Here is a 14,779-nt window from a genome sequence, read left to right as displayed (position 1 = left end):
AGAGTAAAAGTGATGGATAGAATCCACGAATCAGCGGATAGAACAGTCAAAATGATGGATAGAGTTCACATACTTATGAATTTTTAAAGTCTTGGGTCGACAGGGTCGCTTTCAAGTGCTAATGTACCAAGCACACATTCATGTATGCGGGAGGTTGATTCGCCTCTTACAAAACGTTCAATTCCTTCTAGTCCAAGTGCGAATTCACGTAATGCATGCCTCATTTTTTTACTTGGATTGCGTTCCCTAAGTTTTGCTAAATTTGAAGCTTGTAAATAATCCATGCCATAGATAATGCGCAAATACTCCCGCCCACGAACTTTAATTGCTGGCTGAATTAATTTGCCTTTATATGTTGTTACAAATAGTTCAGGTTTAATCACAATTCCTTCATGACCAGCAGCAGTCATTTCCTCCCACCATGCAATGACCTCCTGTTCAGAGGCTTCGTCATGTATAATTTTATAGTCTGTTTCAATGAAGATCGTAGAATTTTTGGCAAAGAATCGATTCATTTCCATATGCCATGTATGCGGTTTGTGGAAATATGTTTCTGAGCTATGTGCTAATATATGGAAAGGTGCTATTTGAATAGCTGACGTGTCTTGAACCTCCCAGCAGTAGTTTTGATAAACCGTTGAAAATTGTTGTGCATTGTTAAGTAAGTGCTGATAGTCTTGAAGCCATTCTGACACATTGATTTGTGTTGTATTTTGTAATTTCTCTACAAGCTTTGAACGGTCCATCAGAGCTTGTTCAGCGACATGTGCATATTGCTGATCAATTAGCTGTTGTGCTTTTAAGTTCCAAGGTAGAATCTCCGCATCTAGCAGAACAAAATTCGTATTAAAGTGTTCAAAGTAGTTTTTCTCAAGTAGTTCAGAATGAAGCTGTTGAACAATTTTATGTTCCATCTCTTTATCAAAAAAGCGTCTGCCTGTTCTAGTAGTCAAAATACCGAGCATTTCCGTGTCCATATATTCTTTGGCAAGATGTGCATCCTTAAATAATAAAACTACTGCACGGCTCCCCATATGCTTCTTCTCGGCAATCATTGTTTGAACGCCATGTTTTTTATAATAAGCAAATGCTTCAGCAGGATGCTCTAAAGTATTGTCAAGAGCAGAAGTTTGTGGAGTGGGACTCATAGTTGGTGGTATATAAAAAAGCTGCTCTAAGGGCACTGTGTAGTGTGAAACGCTGTCGATAGCTGCTTTTGCCTGTGGACCGTCAATTTGTATTGTACCAAAGTATGGGGTTTCAACAGCGAATCCTGCTAAAAATGTCGCAATGTTTGGTGGCTCGAACCGCTTTGCTTTCGCTTCGATTAAGGGATTGTTTTGCGTTCCAGCATAGTTTTTATAGGCATTTACAGTGGTAATTGTTTGTTCGGGATACCGAAATGCTGTTAATTGACCACCAAAGACAACACCCTGATCAATATTCAAAGTACGATTTTGTTTAAGGGGATTGATTTTTGGGTCATGCCCCCAAATAATTAGCTGGGATGTTTGATGCTCTGTAAACCAATCATTGCGTATAGGCTTGCCAGAAATATCTAACTCTTGTACATCTCCATATCGACAGAAATCAGAAATTCTAGCTGATTGCTTGCCTATATAATGATCACGGATTCCTGCATGTGTGACAACAGCGGATGCAAGACCATTATTCACCAGCACATAATGGGAGGGTGCGGATAGTAAACATTTTGCTAGTCGAGCTTTTAAGGCTGCCGTTTGCTCCGCTCCATAGGTATTTTCATAGTCCAAAAATTCTGCTTCTACCAGTTCATCCCCATGCTGTAATGAAACATGGCGTCCATCTAACCAGCGAGCGATTTTCCAGCCATGATTACTATCAGTCATATAGGCAAGCCCGCGCAAGATATGACGTTCAATAAAGTCCATGGTTTCGATTGATTTTGGCCCTCTACTCATAATATCGCCAACTGAAACAAAGCGTCGACCTTGTGGGTGAATATAGTAACCATCCTTATTTACTTCGTAATCGAGCTTTTGAAGTAATTCAAGTAATTCGTCAAAGCAGCCATGAATATCACCAATAATATCAAGCCCTGCCTCTACCTTTAGATACAATAGGGACTTTTGTCTAGTCAGTGTTAGCTCTTCTATTTCTTTTACAAAATACGTTTTCAAAAACGACTCTTTTTTTATCAATCGTTTTTCTGAATTCAATAATCGGGCCTGCTGTTTAATACGTTTACTCCCTCTAGGTTCATTACGCAACGTATCACGACGTAGTAATTCTTCTAAAGGAATATCCAATACAATCGCACAAACAGGGACATGTAGTTTTTTACCTAGTAATATATATTGCTGACGTTCTTCCGATTTTAAGTGAGTAGCATCAACAAAGGTACATTTATTTAACTTACATCGTGCCTCTAAGACGCGCTCCATAACGGCAAATGCTTGTGACGAGATTGCGAAATATTGTTCATATAAAAGCTCTGCTTCTTCCTGTGAATGACCTTGAAAATCAATATAATTTGTATCTGAAACAATTGTCCGATATGTATCAGAACTAATGATTTCTGAAGGAGAAAGTATGCCTGTATTTACCCAATGCTGTAAAAGTGTAGATTTCCTACTATTGGATGGACCAATTAGCAGTACAATCCCAGTGCTTGGTATCGTGATGTTCATATACACATCTCCTTTTTCCTAAAAATACACATTTGAGTAGGTTGTCCATATAGCTCGTGTTGATCACCAATGCCTGTAAATGAAAGCTCATATTGTTCATGATTATTCATCGCATGACACCATTTTTGGAATTGTTCTCGAGTCCATTCAAATCGGTGATCATTATGACGCATAGCATCCAGTTCATAAACTTTGTTATATTCCGCATTTGGGGTTGTTAGAATTAACGTATGAGGACTGTAATGAGTTAGCAATAATGTCATAATCTTAGGAAGACGTTCCTCATCAATATGTTCAATGACTTCACATAATATGATGACATCCTTATGCTGTAAACGTGCATCATAGTAGAATAAAGAACCCCATGTAGGTGTAGGGGATACATACACTCCCTCTAGCGCTTCAAAACGCTTAAGCGCTTTTTTCATAGCTATTTCACTTGGTTCAACCGCAAGCAGCTCCTCAATGCCTTTTACATAGGCGAGTAAACTTGAAAGCTTGCCCTCACCAGAGCCTAAATCCACAATAGTCGATTTTCGTGGCAGTTGCTTAATCGTTTCCACTATTTTTTCATAACGTAATGTATTTAGAGAACTAGTAGAAGTTTTTGCTGTTGTGCTCTTATTATATAGATGTGAGAAACGAAGTGCTTTTTTATAAATAACCTCTTGCATAGGATGTATAGCTAACCAGCCCTCTCCATAGCGATTAAGCTTATCTACCTCTAATTGGTCAATAAAATAGTGCTTGTAATCATCTAACACTGGGATGAGCACAAAAAGATGCTGCAGTGCTTGTTGAAGCGTGATGTCCGCTGATAATGTTAGAAAACGTGCACGTTGCTGATAATGTATAGCTTCAATGCTGACTGTATACCCTAGAGGCTCAAATAAACCATTTATCTCCTCATTTGTCATTGTGGATGCGATGGGTCCCACTTCAAATTCAAATGCAAATGAATGTAAGACCCATTCTGAATACTCTTCGTTTGGCTTACCATTTAATGCTGTGCCTAAAGCAGAACGGATAAGGGATAAAAAAATACTGCTTGCGGCGAATTCGCGATCATTAATATAGTGTGTTATATCAAGTGCATTGTCATTTTGGACAAGTGCAAGCGGATTTGGTGTAACAAAGATTGTTACAGATAAATTTGTTTCAGTGAACTCATGATAGACAAGTCGAACTAAATGCCCCTTGACTCTTCGTTCATATAGATTATTCGGATTTTTTGAAAGTAAATAGGAGATAGCTTTCACATTTTCTCCCTTTGCCCGTATTGTTAGCTGCATTGTCATCCTCCATTTCAGTACGCAAAGGTTTGAAGTGTCTCTTTCAAAGCATAACATAATTTTGCATAATAATGTCAGAGTCATATAAGGTTCCGTCAATCAAAAAGATATATCATTTTATTGTTAAACTACCTTTTCAATACAAGGATGATATTGTAAGATGAAATAGACTCCATATGATTACCTTTTGCAAAGAAAGGATGTAGAGAATGCTCCAATCCTTATGGCAAAAGTATAAAAAGAGTATGCTGCTCCCCGCCATACTTGTAATCAGTGGACTTTGTTACTTCTTTTTTTCGAGTTCCGACTCTTCATCTCCCCAGAAAGAGCTCGTCGAAACAATCCAACCAATTGAACCAATTGAACAAGATGAACCTGCTAAAGAAGCGGTCATACAGCAGGTGTTTGTGGATATAAAGGGTGCTGTTATGTATCCTGGTGTTTATGAGCTACAAGCCGACCAACGTATTATGGATGTTGTGCAGCTGGCTGGCGGCTATACGCAGGAAGCTGCTCCCCAACTTATTAACCATGCCCAGAAAGTTCAGGACGAAATGGTTATTTATATCCCTGTTAGGGGTGAAAAGCTAGACGAAATCACGGCTTCCATTGTGTCGATGCCTACTAGTGGAATATCACCCAGTGAAAGTAATCCAAAAAGTCAAAAGGTCAATTTAAATAAAGCAGATGAAGCAGCCCTGTCAACTTTATCAGGGATTGGCCCGTCTAAGGCCCAAAGTATAATTTCCTATCGTGAGGAGAATGGAAGCTTTACAACCATTGAGGATTTAAAAAAAGTAAATGGAATTGGTGAAAAAACCTTTGAGAAGCTGAAGGATTCTATTACAGTAAAGGAATAACTGAAAATTTAGTCATATTGACGACTCTTTTCTAAAAGGGCTACACTATAGTAGAAAAGTGATATGATAGAAAGTTAGATTTTAAAATAATTTTTTTGGAGGTAGTCATATGGAGCGAATTACTTGGAACCAATTTTTTATGGCACAAAGCCATCTTCTTGCGTTGCGTAGTACATGTACAAGACTGGCCGTTGGCGCAACCGTTGTGCGGGATAAACGAATTATTGCTGGAGGCTATAATGGCTCAATTACAGGTGATGAACATTGTATTGAGAAGGGGTGCTATGTTGTAGACAATCATTGTGTACGTACAGTACATGCTGAGATGAATGCACTTCTACAATGTGCTAAATATGGCACGCCTACGAGGGGGGCAGATCTATATGTGACTCATTTTCCATGTCTCCCATGCACAAAATCTATAATTCAAGCGGGTATTGAGCGTGTGTACTATGCGACAGATTATAAAAATAACCCGTATGCACAGGAATTATTTGAAAAAGCAGGTGTGGAGGTCGTTCACGTACCATTTGATGAACGTAAAATCGACTTTTTAAGCGACGAAAAATTAGCCTTGTACATAGACATGCTAAATGAGCTTCGTGAGAATGGAATGTCTGCTGAAAAATTGCGCCCATATGAACAGAAGGTGAGTGCATTATTTGGCAAAAATCTTTAAAGCATAAATGGATTCACGTAGCATTAGCTGTACTTGCAGCCTCAATAGCGGCACACAAGTCAGCTTGGCTACTGTCTATTCTCCTCCTTGTTGTTGTCTGGCTTTACTTGAAAGGTGAAACACATTTCACCTCAGGTTTGGTAATCGGCACGGGATTACTTAGCTATCTCTTCCTTGTTACATTTCAACTGACGGAACCTTCCCCGCTACCGTCAACATTTCAAATTACTTGGACAAGTGAATATAAAATAAATGGTCAAAACCTTCGAGGCTTTGCAAAAACCAAGACAGGTGACAAACTGTATGTCGTGTATACGTTTTCTTCTGAGCAAGAGAAAACCTATTATGAAAAAACCTCAATAACAGGCTTCACCTACCTTGTACAGGGGGAATTAGTTACACCTCTACCTCCAGCCCATCAATATGCATTCTCGATGGAGAAATACCTGCTAAGCAAAGGTGCAGTTGGAATAGTTGAGATTTCAGGCTGGACGTATGTAGAAGAGAAAAAATCTATTCAATCTTTCCTTGCAAAGCAGAGACACACTATAAAAAACCATATCGAGAGAACGTTTCCACCATCACTCGTTGCAGAGGCACAGGCACTTCTAATTGGTTTACAGGATCAAGTAGATACTGAGCTTCAACGAGCCTATCAAAAGCTTGGAATTACACATCTTTTTGCGATTTCTGGACTACATGTGGCTCTTGTGTCATGGTTATTATTTGAAGGTCTCTTACGGATAGGTGTACGGAGAGAGATAGCTACTATAGTGCTTGTCATCATTTTACCCATATACGGTGTATTAGCAGGGGGAGCACCCTCTGTTTGGCGTGCTGTATCTGTCGTTGAATTAATTCTACTAATGCGCCATGCTAAGTTGCAGCTTCCTATCGATGATGCGCTTGCTATAAGTTTTATAGGCTTTGTCCTTTTTGAGCCAGGTGTTATTTTTCAAATTGGCTTTCAATTATCCTATTTAGCTGCTATTAGCCTTATTTATTCAGGTGTCATCTTTAGGCAATCAGCAACTACGCTGATTCGTTCCTTTTTCATTACGCTTGTTTGTCAGCTGCTGGTTTATCCTTTATTACTCCATCATTTTTATGAAATATCCATTTCTTCATTTATTGCAAATATTATTTTTGTTCCATTATTTTCATTTGTTATTTTACCCATTAATATTGTTCTTCTTGTACTAACGTTTATATCCTTACCTGTCACAAAACTCTTCTTTGCTATCTACGAGCCGCTTCGAGTTTGGCTTACAGAGTTTATCCTTTATAGCCAGCAGTGGCCGTTTCAATTATGGTCACCAGGAAAGCCTTCCTTTTGGCTAAGTTGTGCGGCAATGGGTAGTGTATTAGTGGGCTTTTATTTTTTAGAGAAGAAGCATTATGGTAAATTTGCAGCTGTGATTCTGTTACCTGCATTTGCTATTCATCTGTCTCCAATGCTGTTTAAAGACACTAAGCTTACATTTTTAAACGTTGGGCAAGGAGATTGTACGGTGATTGAATTACCGTTTAGAAGGGCTGTCTATGTCATTGATTCAGGAGGTTTACTGCGCTTCGAGCAGGAATCATGGAAAAAAGCCGATAATCCATATGAAGTCGGGAGGCAGATTGTTGTACCGTTTTTAAAAGGAAAAGGGATTCGCAATATAGATATTTTTATCGTAACACATGCAGATGCGGATCATGTAGAGGGAGCTGAGGAGGTTTTGCAGGAAATAAATATGCAGGAAATTCATGTTACTCCAGGTTCACTTAATAAGCCCGTTATGTATGATTTATTAATCGAGGCCAAAAAGCGAAAAATTCCTGTGAAAGAAAAAATGCAAGGGACAGCTTGGCAAGTGGGAAATACTAGCTTCCACTATTTGTGGCCCCGCGATACTCACTATGAGGGAAATGATGATTCAATTGTTCTATTTGTGCAGCAGGGAAGCTTTCGAGCATTGTTAACTGGTGATTTAGAGGAGCCTGGTGAACATCAGCTGATCAAGCTATATAAAAGCCAATTGGCGAATATAACGTTACTGAAAGCTGGACATCATGGTAGTAAAACATCTAGCATGGAACAGTTCGTGGAGCTACTGCGGCCTGAAATAACTATTTTTAGTGCAGGGCTTCATAATCGATATGGACATCCACATGAAGAAGTGATGAATCGTTTCTTCAACCGAAATCTACCTACTTTGATTACTGGTATAGATGGTACGATTGAAGTGCGTGTTCATGGAAGTAAATGGTCAGTGCAAAAGGAAAAAGACCTTGTCCAATGAGCAGGGTCTTTTTCCTTCTTACATTATGTTCGATTATTTAGATACGAATTCTACTACAGTTGCGATGATAAACATAACTGCAAACACTCCGAATGATACACCGAAACCAACGCCAGAATCGATTGCATCATTACGGCGACATTGTATGTTTTTTCCTTCAAATGGATTCATTGTTATCCCTCCAATTCTGTTATTTATTATAAGACATCATTTTCATAAAAGCTATATCGAAAAGGAGAATTCACGCTGTGGCAAGGAATCGACACAATTCAGTCAAAGTCACATAGGAAAAATAAATGATGTATACTAATAGTATTGCTAGATGGAGGGAAAAGTATGATTTCAACGGTTTGGAACAATATTAAAAAAGCACAGCTCTCGCCTGTATATTTACTTGTTGGAGAAGAAAACTATTTTATAGATGAAACGGTTAAACGAATAAAAGAGGCAATGGGACCCGATGAGGAGCTAGAATTGTCTACATTTGATTTAGAGGAATTGCCAGTCGATGCTGTGATGGATGAAGCAGATACAATTCCTTTTTTCTCTGAGCGAAAGCTTATTATAGCCAAAAATGCCTCTTTTTTAAAGGCGACTGAAAAGGGCAAGGAAAAAATTGACCATGATGTTAAGCGATTAGAGGCATGGCTGGCGAATCCCTCTGATTTTTCGATAACTGTATTTATCGCACCCTATGAAAAATTAGACGAACGTAAAAAAGTAACAAAAATGATGAAGGAACACGCACTATTAGTACAAGCTGAAACTCCAAAAGAACAGGATTTAGCTGTGTGGATTCAAAGTGTTGTTAAAGCAGAGGGCAATAGTATTACACAGAATGCTATTGAGCAGCTTGTGGCGATGGTTGGACCAAATATGTTACAGCTACAAATGGAGATTGAGAAGTTAAGTCTATATTTAGGTGATGGAGGAGAGATTACAACTTCGTTAGTCGAGGATTTAGTCGCAAAAACATTAGAGCAGGATGCCTTTAAAATGTTAAATGCTTATTTTGCAAATGACTCTGTTGCGGCTTTGACTATTTATCATGATTTATTGCGTCAAAAGCAAGAGCCTATCATGCTTGTTGGATTGCTTGCATCAAATGTACGTACGATGTCCAATGTATTTTATTTATTGAAAAAAGGCTACCATCCACAGCAAATTGCAAAAAATTTAAAGATACATCCATATCGTGTTAAGTTAATGGTGGAGCAACGTCATCGTCCATCGGAGGAGAGCCTGTTGAAAGCATTGTATCAATTAGCAGAAGTCGATTTACAGTTAAAGTCGACTGGGGGTAATCGTGAGCGTTATTTAGAGCTTTTCTTATTGCGTCAACTCTAATAATATGATAGAAGAGCTGTCTAGCATTAAAGGACAGCTCTTATTTGTCTCTATAAATAAAAAAGACCAGCTACTCTTAAAGAGTATACTGATCCTTTAAACAATTACGCTTTTTTAGCAAGGCGAGACTTTTTACGAGCCGCCGCGTTTTTGTGGATAAGTCCTTTTGAAGCTGCTTTATCTAAAGATTTGTAAGCTGCTTGTAAAAGTTCTTGTGCGTTTTCAGCATTAGCAGCAACAGCGTTTTCAGCTTTTTTCACTGTAGTACGCATTGCAGATTTAGCTTGAGAGTTAGCAGCGTTAGCTTTAGCGTTAACTTTTACGCGTTTAATTGCAGATTTAATGTTTGGCATATCTTTCACCTCCTAAATTAGGTACGAGATGATATCTTCTCATTGATTTCTTGTGTCAATACAACAAAAATCATTTTAACAAACGCTTGACCAAATTGCAATAGATTTATGCAAAGAATATTTACTTGACAGTTTGAACAAACTACAGATTGAGGTGAACTGTATGCAAAATTTAAATTGGCAACGTACAGATTTAATTGACGAATCTGAAGAGGTAGTGTTACACCAAACGAAAGAGCAGAAAGAAACACTTGAACAATCGAGCGGGATTCAAGTTGAAGATCGAACTGCTGGTCGAGTAAAAATTACAGATGTGTTAGTGAATGCAGAAGGTGAAAAGCAAATTGGTAAAAAGGAAGGTCAATATATTACCCTCTCTGTACCAACTTTGAGGCTAGATGATCACGATGGATTTGAGCAGCTTGAAAATGAGTTGCTTGAGAATTTTAAAAAAATGCATGAAGCATTATCTTGGAATAAGGATGACAAAATTTTAATTATTGGTTTGGGTAATCGCACCATTACACCTGATGCAATAGGACCATATCTTATTGATCATTTGCATAGCCTGGATGTGATTGATGAAAAATTTGTCATGTATGCGCCTGGTGTAACAGGACAAACAGGTTATGAAACAGGAGAATTTGTAGCTGCAATAGCAGAGCGACTAAAGCCTAAATTAATTATTGTTGTCGATGCATTGGCAACAAGAGCCAGCACTCGATTATGTAAAACAATTCAGTTAACGAATACAGGTATCCATCCAGGTTCTGGTGTAGGAAATCAGCGTAAGGAAATTTCCTATGAAATGCTGGGGATTCCTGTAACAGCAATTGGTATTCCTACAGTTGTCGATGCGCCAGTATTAATTGCGGATGCTGTAGAGCTCATGCTTCGTTCAATAGCTGCACGGGTTGCAGAACGGAGTAAGCCATCATCCAAATTGTCCTTGTCGTCCTGGCAGCCAGATATCAATAAAGAAGTAGATATGTCTTTAGTAAAACCAATCTTTGGTGAGTGGGCTACTTGGTCAAAGGAGGAGCGTCAACAATTGTTTGAAGAGACGTTTGCAGGCTCACATACACAGCTGATGGTGACGCCAAAGGAAGCCGATTATTGGATAGATAGCTATGCAAAACTCGTTTCATCTATGCTGATGAAGTGGGCAAATAAACTCTAATTTTTTTCGTTCTAAAAGATGCACCCCCTCCATACGATAAGTGGAGGAGGGTGTGACTTTGCTAAAAAAACTACAGTGGTCATTTGGTTTATTATTGTTCTTCTTCGTATTACCTGTCATTGCTGGGCAACTTCCGTTCAACAAGCAAGCATCGACTCCGATTAAACAACCCGAGGATAAGCAAGTCGTGTTTGCCGCTACGAATCTAGCTGAACAAAGTGCACTAGAGCAGACAAAAGAAACTAATCCTTTTAAAGTATTATTATTATTTACCCATTCCCAAGAATCCTATCAACCAATGGTGAAAGCTGTCAGTGGAAAAGCGGATGTTTATGATGAGAAAACAAATATTTATAATTTACAAGGTGCTATTTCTAAGCATTTTAGTATGAATGGTATTCAAACGGATGTTTTAGATGTTGATGTTATGAAGGTAATGAAGCTTGAGGGAAAAACTTTTCCAGATGCTTATAATACGGTGCGTCCTTATTTATCTAAACGTTTGCAAGAGCAAACCTATGATTTAGTTATTGATTTGCATCGAGATTCTGCCAAGAAAAATGCTACAACGATCACACACAACAATGAGTCCTATGCTCGAATTGCCATCGTTGTAGGAGCAGAGCATAAAAATTATAGATGGAATACTGCTTATGCAGAAAGCTTATCAGCTGCTATGAATGAAATTGTGCCGAAAATTTCTAGAGGCGTGATCTCTAAAAGCGGTGACAATGTAGATGGGCGCTATAATCAGGATTTAACGAAAGAAATGATTTTAATAGAACTAGGTGGAATAGATAATACAGAAGATGAATTGAATCGTACAATTGCTATAATTGGGAAAGCCATTGCCAAATCCTTTATTACAGAAAAACAGGATTCATAATAGTATAGTAGAGAAATGATTTGCCTTCTTTTTGCTAATTTAAAAGAAGGCAAAAATCATGTTTTGGACAAAGTATGAAAAATGAACAGCTGTTAACAAAATTACCAAAAATTTATTTACAAAAACATAATGAAAAGCCTTTAAATTGTTTATTTCTTGTCTTATAATTTTCGAGTTAGCTCTTATATTAGGGCAGAAAATTAAGGCATATGCGCTAGGCGATCACGCTTTTAAAGCATCTACCATTAATGGAGATGCTTTTTTTGAATGCACATACATATAGATTTACATTTGCATAATAAAAATTTTACGAAGATAGCACTTATTATTAACTTTTAAAGCGCCTTATTCGTCATTATATAAGTGAAATACAAAAGGAGACGATGTTGGCTTTAATATTTTTTTACATTATACATGGTGAAAAGGTTTATAAATTATTGGGAGAAGGAATATTATGTCAGGCAAGTCATTCAATCATCGTTATATCCCTGGACTCGATGGGATCAGAGCATTAGCAGTATTAGCTGTTATTGCTTATCATTTTAATTTCAGATGGGCCAGTGGGGGATTTTTAGGAGTCGATATCTTTTTTGTTTTATCAGGGTATTTAATTACCTCAACTATTTTACCTTTAAAAGGAAGTCAGTTGTCTGTTGGATTGAAGAAATTTTGGCTAGGACGATTTAGACGTTTACTTCCAGCTGCCTATGTCATGATTATTGTAACATTTACATGGGCGACTTTATTTCATAAGGAGCTACTTCATACACTACGTGGTGATGCGATTTCCTCTATTTTTTATTCAAGTAATTGGTGGTTTATTTTTCACAAACTCTCCTATTTTGATAGTTTTGGTTCCCCTTCGCCATTAAAGAATTTATGGTCGCTAGCTATTGAGGAACAATTTTATTTATTATGGCCAATTCTTTTAATGCTTGGGTTACTTATTGCCAAAAAGCAAAATAAGCTCGCTATTTTTGTTTTTCTGGGGGCATTCAGTTCCGCGGTGCTAATGGCTATACTATATCAACCAGGAGCAGATCCTAGTCGTGTATATTATGGAACAGATACGCGTTCTTTTGAATTATTAATAGGTTGCTGGTTGGCTCTTATCTGGCCGATGAAAAGACTTTCAACACAAAAAATCTCTACTAATCATGTCTATCAGCTAAATAGTGTAAGCTTAGTAACTTTTAGTATTTTCATTATCAGTATTTTGTTGGTGGATGAATATCAATCTTTCCTATATCGAGGAGGGATGTTCGTATTTTGCTTAATTGCAGCCATCTTAATAGGTTGCGTATGTCACCCAGTTAGCTTTTTAGGAAAAATACTTTCTTGGAAGCCTTTGCGTTGGATTGGTTCAAGATCATATGGGATTTATCTATGGCATTATCCAATTATTGTTTTAGGTACTCCAGTATACGAAATAGGCAATCCAGCTTATTGGCGAATTGCTCTACAGCTGATGCTTATCTTTATAATTGCAGAACTATCCTATCGTTTTATTGAAATGCCGATTCGTAAGGATGGGTTCCGCTGTTATTTTAGACAGTACTTTATATTCAATAAACACAAATGGGGAAGCTTCACGCTTGTTAGAAAAATTTCAACCACGCTCATTCCACTTTTCCTTCTAGTATTTTTTACTGGAATGACAGGGGTTGTAGGTGAAGAGAAAATAGAATCTATTGAGTCACGGCCTACGAATATTAAAATAGATGGTGGAAAACAGCAGCCTTCAACCAATCATGATTCCGAAAAGGAGCAGGGAACATCTCAGCAGGAGTCGTTAATTGATGAAGAAGAGAATGTTGATTCAAATACGGATCAATATGCAGTAGAGCCTGAGCAGGAGGAAAATGAGACAGAAGTTCATGAATCATATAATGGAATATTGGCCATTGGCGATTCTGTAATGATAGATATTGCTAAGAGCTTACATAACATCTATCCTAGCATTACCATAGATGCAAAAATTGGTCGCCAAGTTTCACAAGCCGTTAAATTAGCACCTAATTATGCAAGCTTTAATCAACCGGATAAAGCAGTCATCATTCAGCTCGGAACAAACGGCTATTTTACAAATACACAAATTGATACCCTATTAAAGACTTTTTCCAATGCTGATATTTATTTAGTAAATACACGTGTACCCCGTTCATGGGAGGGGAAAGTAAATCAAGCATTGCAAAAGAAAGCGCAGGAACATGAAAATATTACGTTGATTGATTGGCATGCTGCTGCAATCAATCATCCAGAGTTTTTCGCTCCAGATGGCGTTCATTTAGAGCAAAAGGGGATTGCTTCTTTATCAAATCTAATTCAACAAGCTATAGATACTATCCATTGATTCATATAAAGGCCCTAAATATCCGGCATACAGTAGCCGGATATTTTAATGCGAGGTAACTTTTTTTCAAAAAATTTAGTTTAGGTGAAACTTTTTTTATGACTGCTCGTATTAATACTATACATTTTTTATCTTGATTCAGCAGAATACTCCACCTCTATAGGTGGCGAGATGAATGCGATTTATTTCCTATTCAGTGGGGTACAAACGCCCGCTGAAATAGAGGAACTCAGACTAAGAACGCCACGTCCTGTGGCAATGACTGAGTGACCAACATCACGTTGGCCCAAAGCCCCTGACGGATGTCACGGATTTTGAAGAGGAGCTTTTCGAGCGAGCTCGAAAAAAATCCAGACTCAATTACGCTGGGGCGTAATTGATTGATTGCACTAAAAAGGAGAAATATATTTTTGAATCATTGAACTAAACAATTACTTTTTGTCATTTACCTAATTACGATTGCTGAGGCATATTACTCAACGTTATTTATTGAACCAAAAGCGCCCCCACAGCATCAGACGATTAAAGCATCTGCAATGACAACCGTTCAAGTGCGGTAGCAAACCTTATAAAAAGAAACGTACAGCAAAAAGCTTGAAGACTTTTATACTTCAATTTCTGCAGAGCACTAAGAATATCAAAGAAAAAGCCCATCTTTATAAAGCTCTTGTGAATAGATTAAGCGATAAACGCAAATACACGCGGAAATCACCGTTTATCAATTATCACAATCACCGTGTACGTTGCTGAAAACAGATGAAACAAAAAGCTGCAATTAACTGCAGCTTTTTTCAAAGTGTTGAAAAACTAAATGGTCAAGGGACTCTTTGTGAACACTACTAAGTCAAATGAAGGTGATTTCCGTTCCAGGC

Annotated in this window: 11 protein-coding genes; 7 read left to right on the top strand and 4 right to left on the bottom strand. The window is 37.9% G+C overall.

All coding sequences use genetic code 11. The features are described 5' to 3' along the window. Positions 1-83: 83 nt before the first annotated feature. Positions 84-2,669: a polynucleotide kinase-phosphatase gene (locus AC3WOM_RS15310; RefSeq protein ID WP_492447468.1), complete on the bottom strand. Its 2,586-nt coding sequence runs from the start codon at positions 2,667-2,669 to the stop codon at positions 84-86. Continuing rightward, positions 2,666-3,961: a methyltransferase domain-containing protein gene (locus tag AC3WOM_RS15305; RefSeq protein ID WP_427544233.1), complete on the bottom strand. Its 1,296-nt coding sequence runs from the start codon at positions 3,959-3,961 to the stop codon at positions 2,666-2,668. The genes AC3WOM_RS15310 and AC3WOM_RS15305 overlap by 4 nt, the downstream gene beginning before the upstream one ends. A gap of 209 nt (positions 3,962-4,170) precedes the next feature. Here AC3WOM_RS15305 and AC3WOM_RS15300 point away from each other — a divergent pair, with 209 nt between their 5' ends. From AC3WOM_RS15300 to AC3WOM_RS15290, 3 genes are all read left to right on the top strand, one after another. Next, positions 4,171-4,821: a helix-hairpin-helix domain-containing protein gene (locus tag AC3WOM_RS15300; RefSeq protein WP_492447467.1), complete on the top strand. Its 651-nt coding sequence runs from the start codon at positions 4,171-4,173 to the stop codon at positions 4,819-4,821. 109 nt (positions 4,822-4,930) lie between these two features. Further along, positions 4,931-5,500, top strand: a complete 570-nt coding sequence (locus AC3WOM_RS15295) for a ComE operon protein 2 (RefSeq protein WP_427544227.1) — start codon at positions 4,931-4,933, stop codon at positions 5,498-5,500. A 107-nt stretch (positions 5,501-5,607) separates the two neighbouring features. Then, on the top strand, positions 5,608-7,788 hold the full coding sequence (locus tag AC3WOM_RS15290) for a DNA internalization-related competence protein ComEC/Rec2 (protein WP_492447465.1): 2,181 nt from the start codon (positions 5,608-5,610) through the stop codon (positions 7,786-7,788). 33 nt (positions 7,789-7,821) lie between these two features. Here AC3WOM_RS15290 and AC3WOM_RS15285 read toward each other — a convergent pair whose 3' ends face one another. Then, on the bottom strand, positions 7,822-7,959 hold the full coding sequence (locus tag AC3WOM_RS15285; protein WP_492447464.1) for a YqzM family protein: 138 nt from the start codon (positions 7,957-7,959) through the stop codon (positions 7,822-7,824). A gap of 165 nt (positions 7,960-8,124) precedes the next feature. On the opposite strand from AC3WOM_RS15285, the gene holA reads away from it, so the two are divergent. After that, complete coding sequence (gene holA / locus AC3WOM_RS15280) at positions 8,125-9,135, top strand: DNA polymerase III subunit delta (RefSeq protein WP_492447463.1); 1,011 nt, start codon at positions 8,125-8,127, stop codon at positions 9,133-9,135. Positions 9,136-9,239: 104 nt separating this feature from the next. Here the strand turns inward: holA and rpsT are convergent, their stop codons facing one another. Then, positions 9,240-9,488: a 30S ribosomal protein S20 gene (rpsT, locus tag AC3WOM_RS15275; RefSeq protein WP_283868823.1), complete on the bottom strand. Its 249-nt coding sequence runs from the start codon at positions 9,486-9,488 to the stop codon at positions 9,240-9,242. 163 nt (positions 9,489-9,651) lie between these two features. Between rpsT and gpr the strand changes: the two genes are divergently transcribed. The 3 genes from gpr (at position 9,652) to AC3WOM_RS15260 (ending at position 13,907) form a co-directional block, all read left to right on the top strand. Continuing rightward, positions 9,652-10,668: a GPR endopeptidase gene (gene gpr / locus AC3WOM_RS15270; RefSeq protein WP_427544215.1), complete on the top strand. Its 1,017-nt coding sequence runs from the start codon at positions 9,652-9,654 to the stop codon at positions 10,666-10,668. A 52-nt stretch (positions 10,669-10,720) separates the two neighbouring features. After that, on the top strand, positions 10,721-11,554 hold the full coding sequence (gene spoIIP, locus AC3WOM_RS15265) for a stage II sporulation protein P (protein ID WP_427544212.1): 834 nt from the start codon (positions 10,721-10,723) through the stop codon (positions 11,552-11,554). Positions 11,555-12,008: 454 nt separating this feature from the next. Continuing rightward, on the top strand, positions 12,009-13,907 hold the full coding sequence (locus tag AC3WOM_RS15260; protein ID WP_492447461.1) for an acyltransferase family protein: 1,899 nt from the start codon (positions 12,009-12,011) through the stop codon (positions 13,905-13,907). Positions 13,908-14,779 lie beyond the last annotated feature (872 nt).

The sequence above is a fragment of the Lysinibacillus sp. FW301-JW8 genome (assembly GCF_058788755.1).
Note: the sequence above shows the minus strand (reverse complement) of the source record. Positions and strands in the feature narration are given on the sequence as shown.